Raw genomic sequence first — 17,040 nt, 5'->3', positions numbered from 1 at the left:
TGCTGGTCGTGCACACGCTGGGTGTGTCGTGCGCACCCGATGAAAGAAATCCCCCGCTCCGGTGCGCGATCGGCGCTTCGATCCCGCACGGCTGTATTCGGCACGATTGTCATTGCCGCCGCCCTATGTTGTGAAAGTTGCAGAAAGGCAACGGTATTCCAACCGGGAGCGAACGAGTCGTACGCATTGTCCCACTTTCGATGAGTGCAATCCTTTAGCGTCGTACCCTGAAACGTGGACGTAACAAAGGATTCGGGTTCATGGATGATTCGTCGATCGGCGTGCGGATCCGGCTGTTCCGCGGAAAGGCGCTCACCCAGCGTCAACTCGCCGATCAGGCCGGTGTGAGCGTGGATTTGGTGCGCAAGCTCGAACAGGGTGGACGCCAGACCGCGTCGATTGCCAGCCTGCAGAAGTTGGCGCGCGCGCTGGATGTCGATATCGCCGACCTGGTCGGAAAACGCCACGGTATTCCCTCTGGAAATCCGGACGCGGGCATCGTCGCGATCCGCAGGGCACTTACCCCCGTCGACGATCTGCTCGGTGAGATCCCCGAGGAGCGCCCGGTCACCCACAACGAGGGCAGTCGCGCAGTCGATTACGCATGGGGCGCCTACTGGGCGGGCCGCTACGAACTGCTCAGCTCGATTCTGCCCTCGGGCCTGGTTCAGCTCCGCGCGACCGTGCACGCCGCGCGCAACGGCATGGTCGCGCCGGCGAACGAACTACTCGCCAGGATGTACTGGGTCACCGGCTGCACGCTGGCGCACTTGGGCCAGACGGACCCGGCCTTCGTGGCGATCCGGCATGCACTCGTGGCGGCCGAGCAGGGCAACGATCCGTTGCTGCTCGCGACTATTCGCGGCTCGGTGGCCTGGCAGCTACTGGTGCAGGGCAGGTACGACGAATCACGCCGGGTCGCGCTGCGCGCGGCCGCGAACCTCGAGCCCGAGGGTGCGGAAACCCCGGCGCACCTGTCGGCCTACGGTTCCCTGGTGCTACAGGGCGCGACCGCGGCGGGACGAGCGCAGAATGTGCCCGAGGCACTCACGCTGATCCAAGCGGCGGGCGAGGTCGCGTTGCGCATGGGCGGCGATCGCCGCGACTACGAAACCTATTTCGGCCCTTCCCAGGTGGTCATGCAGACCGTCGATGTCAACGTGTCGTCGGAGCGCTATCCGGAAGCTCTCGCCGCTGCTAAGGACATGCCGGCCACCTGTGGCCTCCCGCAAGCCTCCCGCGCCCGCCATCTCACCGACACCGCGGTGGCCTTGACCCGTACCGGGAGGCCCGAACGCGCCCTCGACGCACTGCTCAACGCGGAGCGGGTCGGCGGCGCGGATTGGATCAAATACCAGTCCCTACCCCGGCACATCGTCTCCGAACTCCTCGATCATGATCGTCGAGTCCCGTTGCGCGCCTTCGCTCGTCGCCTCGGGGTCAATACCTGAGCGCCGAACGGCGCTGATCAAGCCGCATACGCCTCGAAGTAGCGCACCAGCGCGAGCGTTCCCTCTGCGATGACGACGCAGTCACCCCCGACGCGTACCGGTAGGCCATTCCAGCACCCGGTCGGCGAGCTCGACGGCTATTTCGGTCACCAGCGGGGCAGCGTCCGCGGCGAGCAGGCCACGCTCGGCATGGATTACCACATGAGCCCGGGTGCGCAGGAGCACGCGTCGGCGGATCAGTGTCGATCCGCCGACGCGATGCGCCACCCCCCGCGCCGTCTAGTCGGACACCTAATCGGCGACCCGGAACCGCTCCGAGGCCCGCTCGAGGACCTCGTCGAGGACCTCGCGTGAACGCATCAGGTCGGTGATGGTCCGAGTGATCCGATCCCGCTCCGCGGCCAGCTCGTCGACCAATTCCGGTGTCGCGAACTCGTTGGCGCCGCCGTCCACATCGCGCATGCACGGCAGCAGCTGGGCGATCTTCTTGCTGGACAGGCCCGCCGCGTAGAGCTCTTGGATGTGAATAACCCGGTCCACCGCCCATTCGGGATAGTCCCGATGACCGCCGGGCGTGCGCTCGGCCACCACTAACCCTTGCTCCTCGTAGTAGCGCAACGATCGTTCGCTGACTCCGGTGTGCTGCGCCAACTCACCAATTCGCATCCGCTACCTCGCATTTCGCCGCAAGACTTGAACTTCACATGGATGTCATGTTTTACCGTACTCGCATGACGAACACAGCAGCAGCGCCAAACCTCTTCGACCCCGCCGAAGTGGGCACCCTACAACTACCGCACCGCCTGGTGATGGCGCCGATGACCCGAAACCGCGCCGAGGCCGACGGCACTCCATCCATCCTGATGGCGACTTACTACGCCCAGCGCGCCGACGCCGGGTTGATCATCGCCGAGGCCGCCACTCCGAACCAAGTCGGCCAGACATACGCCAACATTCCCGCCATCCACACCGCCGCACATATCGCAGGCTGGCGGCGAGTGACCGATGCCGTGCACGCCGCGGGCGGCCGGATGTTCCTACAACTCCAACACGGCGGCCGAGTCGGCCATCCCGACAACAGCGGTCTGACCCCGGTCGCACCGTCGCCCATCCCACTCGGCGAAGCTATCCACACCCCGACCGGACCGCAGGACGCGGTTATTCCGCACGCGCTGACCATGAATGAAATCCACTCCACCATAGCCGATTTCGCCACCGCGGCTCGCAACGCCATTGAGGCAGGTTTCGCGGGAGTGGAGGTGCACAGCGCTAATGGTTATCTGCTGCACCAATTTCTGGCCGCGAACACCAACCACCGCACCGATATCTACGGTGGCTCGCTCGCCAACCGTATCCGGTTCACCGTAGAGGTTGTCGAAGCGGTCGCCGCCGCGATCGGCCCCGAAAGGGTCGGCTTGCGCATCTCGCCGGGAAACACCGTCAACGATATCGACGAGGGCGATACCGAAGCCATCTACTCCGCACTCGTCGACGCGCTCGCCGACAAGGGTCTCGGCTACCTGCACATTGTCTGGGCCGATCCCGATCAACCCCTTTTCCACCAGATCCGGAAGGCCTGGCCGAGCACCGTGATCGCCAATCCGAACCTCGGCTGGGGTATCCCACTCCCGGCAGACGGCGGCAAGTCGGCGGCCGAGCGGTTGCTCGCCGCAGGTGCCGACCTCATCTCCCTCGGTCGCCCCTTCCTGGCCAACCCCGACCTGGTCGAACGACTCCGCACCGGCGCAGCGCTGAACCCCGTCCGCGATGCCCACCTCATGTATGTCGGCGGCGCGGAGGGCTACACCGACTACCCGACGCTGTCCGCTGACCAGCCGCGCAGCGCGCCGCTCGCACCGGTCGGCGCCTGAGGACCTCAACGCCCCATGAGCTTGCGCCAATGCGCGCTGAGCGGGTGCTTCGCGGTGACGGAGCCGAAGCGCAGACGGCCCAGCACGACCAGGTGCAGCGGACCGAACGGCGGACCGGTGCGGACCTTGTTGTTGACGCTGGAGCCGATGAGGTCGAGGGCATTGAGATCGACGGTGGCCTCGGCCGGCACGATCAGGGTCAGCGAGCTGCAGTAATCGTCGACATGCAGCTCGACCACCTGCGTGGACATGATCGCCTCGGTGAAATCCAGCGTGACGCCCGAGAGCCAGTTGTTGGTCTGCAGCGACGGCGCCACCTGCCAAGGCCCACGGCGATTGACGCCGGACAAGCGGCTGCGGATGACATGGCTCGGCGTCGCGGGTGCGCGGCCCGCCACCGGGGCCACTGGTCCGCGCTCGGTGAACGGCGACGCGGAATGCATCAGCGGCGCGGCATGGCCGAAGGTCGACGGCCCGACCAGCCGAATACCGGGCAGATCGATGAGCACGGCATTGAGTTCGCCCCGGGTCTTGGCAGCCAACGCGGTGTCCATCCGCTCGGTGAACTCGCCGAGCGACAGCATCCCGAGCCCGACCGCGCGCTGCAACAACTGGCCGACATGCTCACGCTCGGCATCGGAGACGCGCAGCTCCCTGTCGCCCACCACATCGCCGCGGCCGTCGGCTACCGATTCGGGTCCGCCCATGAATCCGAGGTTACCGATCCTCTACAGCCCACACATCAGGGCGATCCCGGATTTTGTGCTATTCGAGGCCTTGTTCGATCGCGTAGCGGGTGAGCTCCACTCGGTTGGCGAGTTGGAGTTTGCGCAGAGTCGCCTGGACGTGGTTCTCCACCGTGCGGTGGCTGAGGCTGAGCCGTGCGGCGATTTGTTTGGCGGACAGGCCCTTTGCCACCATGCGCAGCACTTCGGTTTCCCGATCGGTGAGCGCGGGCCGGTGTGGTTCGTCGGGCTGCGCGGGAGTTGTGGCCATGCGGCGGTATTCGCCGAGGACCAGGCCGGCGAGCCCGGGTGTGAACACGGGCTGACCGGCAGCGGTCGCACGGACCGCGTCGATCAGCTCGGCAACCGAGGCGCTCTTCACCAGATAGCCCGAGGCGCCCGCTTTGATGGCATCCAGGACGTCGTCGCGTTCGGCGGACGCGGACAGCACAAGCACCCGACTCTGCGGTGATACCCGCAGCACCTCGGCGGTCGCCTCGGCTCCGTTCCCATCGGGCAGTTGCATATCCATCAGCACCACGCTGGGGCGCACCGCCGCCGCCCGCCGAGTGGCGGATCCGACACCATCGGCGGTGGCCGCCACCTCGAATCCAGCCTCCGCGAGATCTCGGGACACCCCATCACGCCACATCGGGTGGTCGTCGACAACCATCACCGAAACAGGCTCAGCTGCTTGGTCATCGGTCACGCCATACCTCCTGTGTCGTCACTGTCCGCTCAGGCACGCGGCACCCGGAATTCCCATTCGGTGCCGAAGCCGACCCCGCCATCGGCCTCGGTCAGCAGGTCCGCCGCCCCGCCGAGCGCGGCGATCCGGCCCACGATGGATCGTGAAACACCCATCCGCCCTTCGGCTTCGGCCTCAGCCAATCGCCCGGCCGGTATCCCGACACCATCGTCGCGCACGCTGATGATCAGCTGGTCGCCGGTGTCCTCCAGCAGCACATACGCTTTCGCATCCGCGCCGGCATGCAGCGCGACATTGGACAGCGCTGTCGCCACGGCCGCCGCGATCTCCTGCGCGGTCCAGCGCCCGACCAGCACCGGCTGGCCCGGCGTCGAGACGAACACCTTGGGTGTCGCGTGCACCGTCAGCAGCGGGCGCAGATCGATATCCGCACCGCCCGCGTCCTGGCGACCGCCCTGCTCGGAGATCAGCACCCGCAGCGCCACCTCCTGCTCCCCGGCGCGCCGCGCCAGCTCCGCGGTGGGACCACCGATTTCGCCGCCGCGTCGCTTGATGTAGCTGAGCACTTGTAGCACGCCGTCGTGCACCTCCCGCGAAAGTCGTTCGCGCTCTTCGGCGGCCGCGGTCAGCCGGACCGCCCGTTCGAGCTGACCCTGGGCGCGGCGGGCGGTATTGGCGGCAAGCCCGAGTGCCAAGCCGATGGAGACCAGCACCGGCGCCGTCGCATCGGCCCACACGTCCTGGCCCCACTGATCGCGGACCGTCACGATCACTGCCGCGATCAGCATCCCCGAAACCACGCCGCCGATCGGACCGCGCAGGATGGCGGCCGAGATCACCGCGTTGGCGGCCCACAATGTGGTGGGCAGCGTTTGATGTCCGTGGTACCAGCCGTAATCGGCGACCAGCCGGGTCGAGGCGATCAGCGCGATCACCACGACGTGGTCGCCGGCGACCACCCACCGACGCAGCCGCGCCACATCCGGAAAATGCCACGCCGAGAGCATCAGCGCCGAGGCGCCGGACCAGACCGCCATGAGGGCGATCAGCACCCAGCTCAACCGCTGATTCTGGTAGTAGGGCACCGACGCTATCTGCTGCCCCACCGCGTAGAGCAGTGTCACCAGCCGCAGCGCCTGCGCCGCCCGCCACAGCGGTGCGGTCGCCGCATCGGTCGGGGCGAGGTCAGTCGTCGACGGCCGCATCATCGGCTTTGTCCAAACGGCTGCCACCGCGTCGCCCCGAGTCGAGGCGGTCCGGCAACGTTTCGGTCTGCTCATGTTCGGCCGCCTCGAGCAGGCTGGCGACATCGAAGCGACCCGGCTCCGGTTTGTCCGGCTCGGCGGCGTACATCCGGCCGGGTTCCCCGGTCCGCAGTTCCTCGAAGACTTCCTCTGGACTGTCGGCGAGCAACGACCTGATCGCGGTGTTCATCACCGCGACGAACGGCACGGCGAGCAGACCACCGGCGATGCCACCGAGCACGACACCGGCGGTGATCGCCAACACCACCGCGAGCGGATGAATGCTGACCGCACGGCCGAGCAGCAGCGGCTGGAGCACGTGGCTCTCCAGCTGCATCACCGCGATGATGATGCCGAGCACGATGAGCGCGGTGACGAGACCCTTGGTGACCAGGGCAATGAACACCGCGACGGTGCCCGCGAGGAACGCACCGATGATCGGGATGAACGCGCTGATGAACACCAGCGACGCCAACGGCAGCGCGAGCGGCACCCCCAGGATCGCCAGCCCCGCACCGATGCCGATGGCGTCCACCGCCGCCACGGCGACGGTGGCGCGCACGAATCCGACCAGCGTCCCGAATCCGAGCTGCCCGGCCGTGCGGACCTTCTCCCGGTGCGCCGTCGGCACGATCCTGGTGACGAACTCCCAGATCTGGTCGCCGCTGTACAGAAAGAAGATAAGGATGAACAGGGTCAGGAAAGTACCAGTGAGAATGTGCCCGATCACCGTCGCGGTGGTCAGCGCCCCGCTGGTGAGACTGTCCTGATTGGACCGGATCGCCTTGACGATCGTGTCACCGGCATTGCGGATCTGTTCGTCGCTCAGATGCGGCGGACCGTTGATCAGCCAGTCCTGCACCTGGTGGATGCTGTGGGTGATCTCGTCCGACAGCTGCGGCACACCATCGACGAACTGTTCGACGACAAAGGTCAGCACCCCGGCGACCAAACCGAGCGACCCGGCGAGCGCGACGAATACCCCCACCGCACGCGGCACCCCGAGCCGCTGCATCCAGTCGACCAGCGGCGCGAGCAATCCGGCCGCCAGCAGCGCGATGGCGAGCGGGATAGCCACCGTCGCGAGTCTCTGCACAATCGCCGACAGCGCGAGCACCACCGCGAAAATGACCAACAGCCGCCACGACCATTCCGCGGTCATACGGACCAACGGGTGCACCGCCTCGGCGGGAGAGCGACTGGCAGCGCCTGTCCGCGGCGTCGGGTTCGGGTCGGTCACGATCACGAGCGTAGTGCGCGACGGCGGCCGATGTTCGTCTCTCGACCGTGCACCGGCCGGGCGAACGCGGGGCCGACCGGAGGCGAGGCCGCCACCGAATGGCCGAGCAACGCCGCGAACATGCTCACATGATCGAAACGCTAGATTGGTGATCGTGTCAGCGCCACTGGAAGCAAGTCCAGCCACAGTACCTTCCTGGCTGGACGCGCGACCCCTGGGCACAACATGACTGTTGGACGTGACCCTTTGGAAGCGGTCAAACAGACCATGCGAACGCGCTGGCCGCTGTACCTGGCATCGATGCTGCTGGCGAATGCCTTCGGCGCGGTCTTGGTCTGGGCGTTCATCCAGTACGGACTCCCCGTCCCCGAGGGCGAGTCTGCCGGTGCGCGCAGCACCGGCCTGCTGATCCCGGCTCTGGTCTTCGTGACCGGCGGCCTGCTCAGCCTCGGCGCGTCGGCGCTGATGCTGCGCCCGGTGATGCGCTGGCAGGTGCGCGGTGGTCCGCCGAGCAGACAAGAGCAAATGGCCGCGCTGCACGCACCACTGCGGCAGGCCATCGTGCACCTCACGTTGTGGCTGGTCGGCGGCGCCATCCTGGCCGCGACCATCATCGTAGACACGCCCGAACTGGCCGGGGCCGTCATCGTCACCGAATGCATGGCCGCGACCATCGTGTTCGGCTTCACCTACATGCTCGGCGAACGCATCCTGCGCCCGGTCGCCGCCGAAGCGCTGACCGAGGGCACCTTCGATCACACGCTGACTCCCGGCGTCGGCACCCGAATGGGCATGACCTGGGGCATGGGCACCTTCGCCCCCACCATCGCCATCGTGCTGCTGTGCGTCACCCAGATTTCCTCGGAGGTGAAGTTCTCGGCGCAGTCACTGGCCATCTCGATTCTGCTGCTGTGCGGCGTGGTGATCATGCAGGCGCTCGCGCTGTCGATGCTCACCGGTTCCAGCATCTCCGACCCGGTGCGCCAGCTCAGCCAGGCCATCGACCGAGTGCAGGAGGGCGCCCGCGACGTCCAGGTCGAAGTCTTCGACGGCAGCGAGATCGGTCTGCTGCAGGTCGGGTTCAACCGAATGATGGAAGAGGCCGCCAAGCGCCGCCAATTGCAGGAGCTGTTCGGCCAGCACGTCGGCGAGGAAGTCGCGCAGCGCGCCCTCGACTACGGCACCGAACTAGGCGGCGAGACGCGATTCGTCGCTGTGCTGTTCGTCGACATGGTCGGTTCGACCGCGACCGCGGCCGAGCGGCCACCGACGGAGGTGGTGAGCCTGCTCAACGAGTTCTTCCGGGTCGTCGTCGATGTCATCGACCGCCATCACGGCTTCGTCAACAAGTTCGTCGGCGATGCTGCCCTGGCCATCTTCGGCGCCCCGCTGGACCGCCCCGACGCGCCGACCGCCGCGCTCGCCGCCGCCCGCGAATTGCGCGAAGCCCTGCGTGAGGTTCCAGGACTCGATATCGGCATCGGTGTTTCGGCGGGGCTGGCCGTCGCCGGAAATATCGGTGCCGCAAACCGTTTCGAGTACACGGTGATCGGCGACCCGGTCAACGAAGCGTCGCGCCTGACCGAACTGGCCAAAGATCAACCGGGGCGGGTACTCGCCTCCGGGAGCGCACTATACTTCGCCGAGGAGAGTGAGCAGGACTTCTGGGAAACCGGCGACGAGGTACAGCTGCGCGGACGACGCCGAAAGACTCGATTGGCCTGGCCGCAGGATGGCATCGACCCACATGCCACCGCAGAAAGCGCAACGGCCGATTCTTTGGGCTGACCGGGTTACGGGGGGCCACCGGGGCCCTGCACCCCTGCCGTCCATGAGCCTGCCATCGCCGTCCTCGGTAACTCTCGGCGGCAATACGCGGGGTAGGTGTCGCGGCGCGATGTGGCACCGACGCCCGATTACGCTGGCGCGGGTGAAGAAACTGGTGCCGATGGCGGTCGATGCACTGCTGGTCATCTTGTTCTGCGCGATCGGACGACGCAGTCACGACGAGGCGGTGCTCACCGGATTGCTGAAGACGTTGTGGCCTTTCGCCATCGGCCTCGTGATCGGCTGGGTCCTTGCGGTCGTTGTTTCCAGTCGCCGGTTCAGCGAGGCGAAGCCTGCGGCCCCCTTCGACGGAACCGCCTTGTGGCCCACCGGGATTCTGGTCTGGCTCGGCACCCTCGGTGGCGGCATGCTGCTGCGGGTAGTCAGCGGTCAGGGCACCGCAGTCAGTTTCGTCCTGGTCGCGGCAACCGTGCTCGCCTTGTTCCTGCTGGGTTGGCGAGCCGCGATCAAGGCCCTGAACTAGTCCCGCGTCCAGATAGCTCCTCTTGTATCGCACCCTGGTTCTGGGAGTCCGCCGAACGGAGTCGAATGGCGGTCGCCCAAGCCGTATTCGACCGCCATATGACTACGCTCGGCAAGCAGCCGGAGTGGGTAGCGCAGCAAAGTATCTGGCGGGGCCGCATCGCGGATCGGAGAGGCGACGCGCGCGGCACTCCAACGGCCCGCACCCAACGCGCAGCGCGTCCTCCGCTCGGCGCGCACGGGAGTCCGACCGGACGCCGGACGCCCGAGCGGAGCTATTTGGCATCGTCGCAATCCCGCAGATCCGGTGACCCGAGCGCGGGACTCGACGGCTACGAACGCACGATCTGTCCGGTCACCTCGGCGATGCCTACGTTTCGGGACTGACCAGTGCCTGGAGCAATCGAGCAGCCATGCGCGCCGTGGCGTCGCCGCTGTCGACGTCGTTGATATGAATCGCGAAGGCCAGATCACCCATGTTCGCGATCAGCCAGCCGTCCGGTCCGGCAGTCGCGGCGAAGCCGGTGACGTCGCGGTAGCCGCGCAGGCTCGCGACCTCCGGCCGACCCGCGGCCTCGCGCAGGAAACCGCGCAGTCGATCGGTGATCTCCGGGGTCAATGGCGCGATGTGCGCGTCGGTCGCGCCGGGCCGCGCGACCTCGATCATCGGCGGCGGCACCGCGCCGCGCGCGATCGCGGCGGCGGCGATTGCCATCCCGAACGGGCTGGCGAGCACCGCGTCGTTGCCGCCGCCCTGACTCACCTGTTCGGCGCTGCGGCCCGCGATCGCCAGCCGTCCGGTGACCTCGTCGAGTCCGGCAACCTTGAAATCGACGCCGATGCCGAGCATTGCCGCGGACTCCGCCGCATCCTGCACCGAGATGTCCTGCGGCGCCTTGCCCTTGGCCACCGCGGCGATATTGCGGAACAGTTCGATGTTCCCGCCGACCGGATACAGGCCGGTGAACGCGACCGGGCCGTGCTCACTGGCCTGACTGTTCTGCGCGGCGGCGACAACCGCGCCGGTGGACGGCTGGATCGCCACGATGGAGGCCTGCGTCGCCGCGCTGACCACCGCGTCCTCGGCGGCGCGCTGCAGACGCTGATCCAGCGTGGCCGCGATATCCGGTCCCGGCGGGCCTTGCTCACCCGCGATCTGGCCGACCATGCGGCCGTCCTGCTCGAAAATCTGCACGCCCCAGCCGGAGTGCGCCTCCTGGCTGTCCTGCTGCACCTTGCGCAGCGCATCCAGCAGTGGCGACCAGACCCGGCGATCGGCGGAGATGAGCCGGGGCTGCTTCTCCATCACCACGCCAGGTATCGGGGCCATCAACGGTTCCAGAATGGCGAAGTCGGGTTCGCGCAGGTTTACCGCGACGATCGGCTTGCCCTGTGAGCCCGACAGCTGCTGCATCAGCGTCGGCCCGGTGATCAGCGGCGCGACCGGCTCGATGGCCTTGGCCAGAGCGTCGGAGGAGGCGATCGCGTTGGACATCTTGGCAGGATCGAGTTTGATCACGTTGATGATCTGCTCGGTCATCAACGGTTCACCGACAATGTCGGTGACGCGCGGTGCAGGCACAGGGGTGGTGCGCACCAACCGGACCGTTCGGTTGTGATCCAGTTGCGGCATGACGATCGCGGGATCCCAGGAGATCCGCCAACCGATCGCCAGTTTCCGCACACTGCCCTGCAGGCTGTATTTCCAGTTCTTCTTCTCGCCGAAGTTCCAGTCGACATCCATGCTGAAAAGGGCCTCATCGGCGTCCAGGCTGATGAATTGGGTCTTTTTGTAGTCGACCTTGCCCGGTCGCAGGCCCTCGAATATTTGCTTCAACGTTGCGGAGGCCGCGTTCGGGTACGACGTCAGCTCCGATGCCTTGACGTAGTCCTGATTGTCCAGGAGGTCGGTGAAGCGCTCGACAACCGCTTCGGGTTCATTCGGAGTCTGCTGGGATCCACACGATCCCATCGAGAAAGCCAGCACCGCCGCCCCCGCGAGTGCGATAGCGCCCCGGACGCGAAAGCGGCGGGATCCCCTCACATCCATGTCGCCCACTCTTCACTCTTGTCACTCCGGTAACAAGACCACCGTACCTGAAAGTAACTGACTGCGGTGTCACCGCATCCGAGGACGTTACCCATGCTCAGCATCCCAATTGTGCCCGAAGTCGTGCGCTCGGGAGGCCAATCAGAGACGGTGTTCTGTCACAAGACGACAAACCGGCGCCGCTACCGTACCGGTCGGAACGAAAACTCGGGCGATAACGGCTCACGTCGGCGTTTCAGGACTCGACCAGCCCTGTCGACCCACCAGCCCGCCCCCACAAGCACCCGATGGACACGACGGGAAACCCGTTCGCACAGAGCGGAACCACATTCTCCGTTTGCGTCGTAATCTTGTAATCACGTAAACACAGCGGCGCAGTAAGTAGGTGATTCCCAATGAGAAACGAACATCGGGGACGGGGTTTCGGACGACCGGGCGGCTGGCAGCAGGCCGATCTGCCCGATCCAGCGGACGTCCCGGACTGGTTCGCCGGAAGGTTGCCAAGCGACTGGTTCACCGGATCTCCCGTGATCGAAATCGACCGCGACGAGATCGTCGTGATCGGCGAGCTCCCGATCCCCCAGCCCGAGAAGTCCACAGACTCCGAGTCCGAGGCGGACGCCGCCGACAAGGTTCCGAACGCGACCAAAGAGGGCGCCATCGCCCGCTTCCGCGAATCCACCCGATCGGCTCGGATGCAGATCGCCAATGAGGCACAGCAGCGGTACGGCCGTAGCGTCGCATGGGGTGTCTCGGTCGATGGACAGCGATACCTCTTCACCCACCTGGCCGTTCCGGTCATGACCCGACTGCGCCAGCCCGAGCGCAAGGTACTCGACACACTGGTCGACTCGGGCGTGGCGCGCTCGCGCGCCGACGCACTGGCCTGGACCGTGAAACTGGCAGGCAAACACGCGGAAGCCTGGCTCGAAGAGTTGCGTGGCGCAATGCGCAAGGTCGACGACCTGCGTTCGGAAGGCCCGAAGGGGCTCTGAGCGGTTCGGACTAAGGTTGCCTGCATGGCAGCCACCGCCTCCACGGACCAGGGTCCGATCCTGGTCCTCAACGGCCCGAACCTGAATATGCTCGGCACCCGCCAGCCGGAGGTCTACGGGTCGGCGACACTCGACGATGTCGTCGCACTGTGCAGGCGGACCGCCGCCCGGTACAGCCGTGAGATCACCGCGTTCCAGTCGAATTCCGAAGGCGCGCTGATTGATCGGATACACCGGGCGCGCGGCGCCGAATCGGCCATCGTCATCAATCCCGGCGGCCTGACGCACACCTCGGTGGCGCTGCGGGACGCGCTGGTGATTCCGGAGGTCCCCATCGTCGAGGTACACATCAGCAATGTGCACGCCCGCGAGGAGTTCCGGCATCACTCCTATATCTCACCGATCGCCACCGCGGTCGTGGCCGGGATGGGCATCCACGGGTACGCCGCGGCCATCGAATTTCTGATCAGCGGTTAGTGTCCACAGTCATCCACACGCTGAGGACGACTGCACCTCAGCAGAGACGGAAGACCGGGAAGCCGGGGGCGATGGCGGCGAGTTCGGCATCGGTGGCGTCCCTGGTGACACCCTCGAAGAACTTGCCGACCTCCCAGCCCCAGCGCTGCAGGTAGAGCCGCAGCAGCGGGACCTTGTTCTCGTCCGCTACCTCGATGGCGGTGAACTTCTCGACCTTCCGGCCCAGCCGCAGTTCCCCGTCGCCCGCGACGCGCAGGTTGCGCACCCACTGGGTGTGTCCACGCGGCGCGACCAGATAACGCGTGCCATCCACATCGGTCAACAGGTTCACCATCGTGGTTCGCCATTCGCCACTCTTGCGCCCACGCACCGCGAGCAGCCGTGATCCCAGCACGCTGATCCCGAGCCGAGGCAGCCAGTTGAAGATCTTGTTCATGATCGGATCGATGCCCGTCGGGCCGATATAGCGGGTGCTGGTGTTCATGACGACTCCCAATTGTGAGCACTGCTCTCTATCAAGAAAAATGGTGCCACCGGGCCGACGGAAAATCAAGAGCATCGCTCTCTAAAACAAAAAGTGGCATGACTCACAACCGCGGTGATCGCGCCATGAGGCCGGCGCGGTCCTTCAGTACGCTGAGCGTCGAGAATGTTGTGCAGCTATGAATGCGGTGTCGAAGGGTTGGATCAGTCGATGACGAGGCGTTACCGCTCCCGGTGGACCACCATCGAACCGACTCCGAATCCCTGGACGGTGCCGGCTATTTCGTAGTGCGCCGGTGCTGAACTCGCGGCCGCTGGAGTTTCCGCGCAAGGGCCCAGCGCTTTTCGTCCTCGCCGGCAGCGCGCTGTTGGCGGTGATCCTGGTTTTCGCCACTGTCGATCCATGGCTCGAGCGGGCAGGAATTCTGGCAGGCGGACTCGACGTGCACGTCTACCGCGACGGTGCCTTTCGAATCCTGCACCGGCTGCCGCTCTATGACGAGCCGACCATGTTCGGGCTCCTGTACACCTACACGCCGTTCTCCACCATCGCGTTCATACCCGTGTACCTGGTGCCGTGGGCGTACGTCACGAACACGTGGCTGGTGGTCAACCTCGGCGTGCTGTTCGCGAATGTCCTGATGGCGTGGCGGATACTCGGCTATCGGCTCGATGCCCGACTGGCAGGCCTCAGCGCGTTCCTTGCCCTCACCTGTGTCTTCATCGAGCCCGTTCGCACCACCCTGTACTACGGGCAGATCAACCTGGTGCTGATGCTGTTGGTGCTCTGGGATTTCTCCCGCGGCGATCGCGCCAGGTTGCGCGGCCTCGGTGTCGGACTTGCCGCGGGAATCAAGCTCGTACCGCTCTACTTCGTCGCGCAGTGCATCGCGCTCCGACAATGGCGCTGCGCGGCCACCGCATCGGTGGTTTTCGCGGCATCCATCGGGCTCACCTGGATCGTCCTGCCCGCCGATTCCGAGCAGTACTGGACCTCGACGTTCTTCCAGTCCAATCGGATCGCCGTGGACAACAACCCGGCCAACCAATCCATTCGCGGTGCCATCGCGCACCTCACCGGCCAACCCGCGCCGGTGTGGCTGTGGCTACTCATCGCGGGCATCGTCGCGGGCGTGAGCCTTGCCGTCACCGCGGGCCTGCACGAGCACGGCGAACGCTTGCTCGCGGTCACGCTCGGCGGGCTCACCGCCTGCGCGATATCACCGTTCTCCTGGGGCCACCACTGGGTGTGGTTGGTGCCCTTGCTCGTCTACCTGCTCCACAAGGCGCTGTCGCAACCGCGGTGGTGGATCGCCGCGGCAGCCCTGATTCTTTCGACCGGCGCCTGGGCCTACCACTGGAGCTCGGACTTCGTGACGATCGGGGTGTTCATGCTTCCCCCGTCATGGCCGGTCGCACAAATCCTGATGAATGCCTACGTCATCGCCTACTTCGCCGTACTCGGCGGCGCGATCATCCTGCTCGCCCGCCTGCCCCGGACCCTCGCAGCGCCACGACCCCTCGGCCCCCTGATGCGTCGGATCCGAAAGTCGCCCCAGGTATCCTGACCGCTCACCCGAGTTCGAGGAGCCGCATTGTTCAAGGTCAACGAGTACTTCGACGGCAACGTCACCTCGATCGCCTTCACGACGCCGCAGGGACCGGCGACCGTCGGTGTCATGGCCGTCGGCGAGTACGAGTTCGGCACCTCCCAGCTCGAGATCATGCAGGTGGTCTCCGGCGCGCTCACCGCCCAGCTGCCCGGCAGCGATGCGTGGGAAACCTTCACGGCGGGAACACAATTCACCGTGCCGGCCGATAGCAAGTTCCAGGTCAGGGTCGAGGTCGAGACCGCCTACCTGTGCGAGTACCGCTGAGACCAGGCCGTCGCTTCCGGCAGATCGCTTGCACAGTGCCGAGGGTAAGCGGGGTTACTGCGTGAGTTCGAGTAGACGCCGTCGCCTTTCGATTGCGGACGCTGAGCCGGAATTGGTCGACGGCCCCAGCCGGGTCGCCTGAATCGCACCGCCGTCAGCTGCAGCGCACATCGAACCTTTGTCCCGATGTGACGCGCGTCAGCTGACCGAGGCCAAGAGATTTCCGCGCAGCTCGTGACGGTTCTTGTCGCCCCACGCCTCCAGCGGGCGCAGCGCGACGTTGAGTTCCTCGCCGAGCGGAGTAAGCGAGTACTCCACGCGTGGAGGTATTTCGGGGAAGACCTCGCGATGGACGACGCCGCTGGACTCGAGCTGCCGAAGGTTCTCAGCGAGAACCTTTTCACTGACGCCCTCCAGCAGGCGGCGGATCTGGCCGAAACGCTGCGGCCCCGCGCCGAGGACCCACATCAAATGCAGTTTCCACTTGCCGCCGACCACGTCGATCGCGACGGACATGCCACACACGTCTTCGTGATCTGTATCACTGCTCATGTCCACGTGCTCCTTCTGACCTTATTTCGAACCTTTAGGTAAGCAACCCCACCTGAACGTTCGGTCTTCCCGACTCTACCTGCGGCAACGACTATTGATCACGGCGCCGACAGCAACCGATCGAGAACAGAAGAGGCACATAATGTCCGAGCAGACAAGCATTCGTTCCGTGTCCGTCGTCGGTCTCGGGCCGATGGGGCAGGCGATGGTGCGGGCCTTCCTGGCGGCAGGCGTCGAGGTGACGGTATGGAATCGGAGCACCGCGAAGGTCGAGGCCATGGTCGAGCTCGGCGCCAAGCGCGCCGCCACCGTTGCCGAGGCGCTGCAGGCCAACGAGGTGACCGTGCTCAGCCTCACCCACTACGCCGCCATGTACGACGTGCTCGGTCCGGCCACCGACCAGCTGGCGGGCAAGGTCATCGCCAATCTGTCGTCGGACTCACCGCAGAAGGCACGAGCAGGCGCTACCTGGGTGCGTTCGCATGGCGCACAGTTCATTTCGGGTGGCGTGATGTCGGCGGGCGACAACATCGCGCACCCCGCCTCGTACATTTTCTACAGCGGCCCACATGAGGTCTTCCAGACGCACGCCGAACTCTTGCGTCCGCTGAGTCCGCAGGAGTACCTCGGCGAAGACGACGGCCTGGCCCAAGTCTTCTACCAGGCGCTGCTGACCATCTTCCATCCCTGGCTGCTCGCCTTCGACCAGGCAACGGCCATGATCGAGCGCTCCGGCCACGATATCGACCAGTTCGTGCCGTTCGCGATCCGGTCCAGCGAGGCGTTCCCCTACTTCATGACCGAATTCTCCGCCGCCAACAAGGCGGGCGGCTGGGCCGATCTGGCGAGCCTGAAGATGATGGATGCCGGCGCGCAGCACATCATCGACGCCAGCGAGGAAGTCGGCGTCGACGCGACGTTCTCGCATACCGCACAGGCCTACTGGCGCAAGGCCGTTGCCGCCAGCGAGCAGGCGGGCAAGGCAGTCTCCACCTACGAGCTCCTCCGCGGCCCGCAAGCGGCCGAGGCGTAGTGGCCGAGGCGTAGTGGCCGAGG

General features: G+C 66.0%; 18 protein-coding genes. 9 read left to right on the top strand and 9 right to left on the bottom strand.

Going from position 1 to position 17,040, the window contains the following annotated elements:
- The first annotated feature begins 260 nt into the window (after window positions 1–260).
- Window positions 261–1,451, top strand: a complete 1,191-nt coding sequence (locus AB0M74_RS27025; protein WP_366529096.1) for a helix-turn-helix transcriptional regulator — start codon at window positions 261–263, stop codon at window positions 1,449–1,451.
- A gap of 81 nt (window positions 1,452–1,532) precedes the next feature.
- On the opposite strand, the gene AB0M74_RS27020 is transcribed toward AB0M74_RS27025, so the two are convergent.
- Window positions 1,533–1,718, bottom strand: coding sequence for a hypothetical protein (locus AB0M74_RS27020; protein WP_366529095.1), 186 nt, complete (start codon window positions 1,716–1,718; stop codon window positions 1,533–1,535).
- Between the two features lie 24 nt (window positions 1,719–1,742).
- Complete coding sequence (locus AB0M74_RS27015) at window positions 1,743–2,117, bottom strand: MerR family transcriptional regulator (protein ID WP_366529094.1); 375 nt, start codon at window positions 2,115–2,117, stop codon at window positions 1,743–1,745.
- Between the two features lie 65 nt (window positions 2,118–2,182).
- Here AB0M74_RS27015 and AB0M74_RS27010 point away from each other — a divergent pair, with 65 nt between their 5' ends.
- The gene (locus tag AB0M74_RS27010) at window positions 2,183–3,322 is read left to right on the top strand and encodes an alkene reductase (RefSeq protein ID WP_366529093.1); all 1,140 of its coding nucleotides are present in this window, start codon (window positions 2,183–2,185) and stop codon (window positions 3,320–3,322) included.
- A 5-nt stretch (window positions 3,323–3,327) separates the two neighbouring features.
- Here AB0M74_RS27010 and AB0M74_RS27005 read toward each other — a convergent pair whose 3' ends face one another.
- The 4 genes from AB0M74_RS27005 to AB0M74_RS26990 form a co-directional block, all read right to left on the bottom strand.
- Entirely contained in the window at window positions 3,328–3,987 is a 660-nt protein-coding gene (locus AB0M74_RS27005; RefSeq protein ID WP_366529127.1) for a DUF1707 domain-containing protein, read from the bottom strand.
- Window positions 3,988–4,087: 100 nt separating this feature from the next.
- On the bottom strand, window positions 4,088–4,720 hold the full coding sequence (locus AB0M74_RS27000) for a response regulator transcription factor (protein WP_366529126.1): 633 nt from the start codon (window positions 4,718–4,720) through the stop codon (window positions 4,088–4,090).
- Window positions 4,721–4,785: 65 nt separating this feature from the next.
- Window positions 4,786–5,961: a DUF5931 domain-containing protein gene (locus tag AB0M74_RS26995; RefSeq protein ID WP_366529125.1), complete on the bottom strand. Its 1,176-nt coding sequence runs from the start codon at window positions 5,959–5,961 to the stop codon at window positions 4,786–4,788.
- Complete coding sequence (locus tag AB0M74_RS26990; RefSeq protein WP_366529124.1) at window positions 5,942–7,162, bottom strand: AI-2E family transporter; 1,221 nt, start codon at window positions 7,160–7,162, stop codon at window positions 5,942–5,944. The genes AB0M74_RS26995 and AB0M74_RS26990 overlap by 20 nt, the downstream gene beginning before the upstream one ends.
- Window positions 7,163–7,507: 345 nt before the next feature.
- Between AB0M74_RS26990 and AB0M74_RS26985 the strand changes: the two genes are divergently transcribed.
- Both AB0M74_RS26985 and AB0M74_RS26980 read left to right on the top strand, forming a co-directional pair.
- Complete coding sequence (locus AB0M74_RS26985; RefSeq protein WP_366529092.1) at window positions 7,508–9,028, top strand: adenylate/guanylate cyclase domain-containing protein; 1,521 nt, start codon at window positions 7,508–7,510, stop codon at window positions 9,026–9,028.
- Window positions 9,029–9,170: 142 nt separating this feature from the next.
- Window positions 9,171–9,551: a DUF3054 domain-containing protein gene (locus AB0M74_RS26980; protein ID WP_366529091.1), complete on the top strand. Its 381-nt coding sequence runs from the start codon at window positions 9,171–9,173 to the stop codon at window positions 9,549–9,551.
- A gap of 369 nt (window positions 9,552–9,920) precedes the next feature.
- On the opposite strand, the gene AB0M74_RS26975 is transcribed toward AB0M74_RS26980, so the two are convergent.
- Window positions 9,921–11,600, bottom strand: coding sequence for an NTF2-like N-terminal transpeptidase domain-containing protein (locus AB0M74_RS26975; protein ID WP_366529090.1), 1,680 nt, complete (start codon window positions 11,598–11,600; stop codon window positions 9,921–9,923).
- A gap of 395 nt (window positions 11,601–11,995) precedes the next feature.
- On the opposite strand from AB0M74_RS26975, the gene AB0M74_RS26970 reads away from it, so the two are divergent.
- A complete protein-coding gene (locus AB0M74_RS26970; protein WP_366529089.1) occupies window positions 11,996–12,595 on the top strand; it encodes a hypothetical protein in 600 nt (199 codons plus the stop codon).
- 24 nt (window positions 12,596–12,619) lie between these two features.
- Window positions 12,620–13,072 carry a type II 3-dehydroquinate dehydratase gene (aroQ, locus tag AB0M74_RS26965; RefSeq protein WP_366529088.1) on the top strand — a complete coding sequence of 151 codons (453 nt, stop codon included), beginning with the start codon at window positions 12,620–12,622 and terminating at the stop codon, window positions 13,070–13,072.
- Between the two features lie 37 nt (window positions 13,073–13,109).
- On the opposite strand, the gene AB0M74_RS26960 is transcribed toward aroQ, so the two are convergent.
- Window positions 13,110–13,556, bottom strand: a complete 447-nt coding sequence (locus tag AB0M74_RS26960) for a nitroreductase/quinone reductase family protein (protein ID WP_366529087.1) — start codon at window positions 13,554–13,556, stop codon at window positions 13,110–13,112.
- A gap of 295 nt (window positions 13,557–13,851) precedes the next feature.
- Between AB0M74_RS26960 and AB0M74_RS26955 the strand changes: the two genes are divergently transcribed.
- A complete protein-coding gene (locus AB0M74_RS26955) occupies window positions 13,852–15,123 on the top strand; it encodes a glycosyltransferase 87 family protein (protein WP_366529086.1) in 1,272 nt (423 codons plus the stop codon).
- Between the two features lie 27 nt (window positions 15,124–15,150).
- On the top strand, window positions 15,151–15,432 hold the full coding sequence (locus tag AB0M74_RS26950) for a pyrimidine/purine nucleoside phosphorylase (protein WP_366529085.1): 282 nt from the start codon (window positions 15,151–15,153) through the stop codon (window positions 15,430–15,432).
- 198 nt (window positions 15,433–15,630) lie between these two features.
- Here the strand turns inward: AB0M74_RS26950 and AB0M74_RS26945 are convergent, their stop codons facing one another.
- Window positions 15,631–15,990 (bottom strand): helix-turn-helix domain-containing protein, encoded by a 360-nt coding sequence (locus AB0M74_RS26945; RefSeq protein WP_366529084.1) that lies wholly within the window; start codon window positions 15,988–15,990, stop codon window positions 15,631–15,633.
- 133 nt (window positions 15,991–16,123) lie between these two features.
- Between AB0M74_RS26945 and AB0M74_RS26940 the strand changes: the two genes are divergently transcribed.
- Window positions 16,124–17,017 (top strand): NAD(P)-binding domain-containing protein, encoded by an 894-nt coding sequence (locus AB0M74_RS26940; RefSeq protein WP_366529123.1) that lies wholly within the window; start codon window positions 16,124–16,126, stop codon window positions 17,015–17,017.
- The last annotated feature ends 23 nt before the right edge of the window (window positions 17,018–17,040 follow it).

The organism is Nocardia sp. NPDC051463 (assembly GCF_040681975.1).
GTDB lineage: Bacteria > Actinomycetota > Actinomycetes > Mycobacteriales > Mycobacteriaceae > Nocardia.
Note: the sequence above shows the minus strand (reverse complement) of the source record. Positions and strands in the feature narration are given on the sequence as shown.

Bases quoted from the DNA above. Each gene is read 5' to 3' on its own strand.
- AB0M74_RS27025 (WP_366529096.1), top strand. From the start codon at position 261: ATGGATGATTCGTCGATCGGCGTGCGGATCCGGCTGTTCCGCGGAAAG.
- AB0M74_RS27015 (WP_366529094.1), bottom strand. From the start codon at position 2,117: ATGCGAATTGGTGAGTTGGCGCAGCACACCGGAGTCAGCGAACGATCG.
- AB0M74_RS27010 (WP_366529093.1), top strand. From the start codon at position 2,183: ATGACGAACACAGCAGCAGCGCCAAACCTCTTCGACCCCGCCGAAGTG.
- AB0M74_RS27000 (WP_366529126.1), bottom strand. From the start codon at position 4,720: ATGGTTGTCGACGACCACCCGATGTGGCGTGATGGGGTGTCCCGAGAT.
- AB0M74_RS26995 (WP_366529125.1), bottom strand. From the start codon at position 5,961: ATGCGGCCGTCGACGACTGACCTCGCCCCGACCGATGCGGCGACCGCA.
- AB0M74_RS26990 (WP_366529124.1), bottom strand. From the start codon at position 7,162: ATGACCGCGGAATGGTCGTGGCGGCTGTTGGTCATTTTCGCGGTGGTG.
- AB0M74_RS26985 (WP_366529092.1), top strand. From the start codon at position 7,508: ATGCGAACGCGCTGGCCGCTGTACCTGGCATCGATGCTGCTGGCGAAT.
- AB0M74_RS26975 (WP_366529090.1), bottom strand. From the start codon at position 11,600: ATGGATGTGAGGGGATCCCGCCGCTTTCGCGTCCGGGGCGCTATCGCA.
- AB0M74_RS26970 (WP_366529089.1), top strand. From the start codon at position 11,996: ATGAGAAACGAACATCGGGGACGGGGTTTCGGACGACCGGGCGGCTGG.
- aroQ (WP_366529088.1), top strand. From the start codon at position 12,620: ATGGCAGCCACCGCCTCCACGGACCAGGGTCCGATCCTGGTCCTCAAC.
- AB0M74_RS26960 (WP_366529087.1), bottom strand. From the start codon at position 13,556: ATGAACACCAGCACCCGCTATATCGGCCCGACGGGCATCGATCCGATC.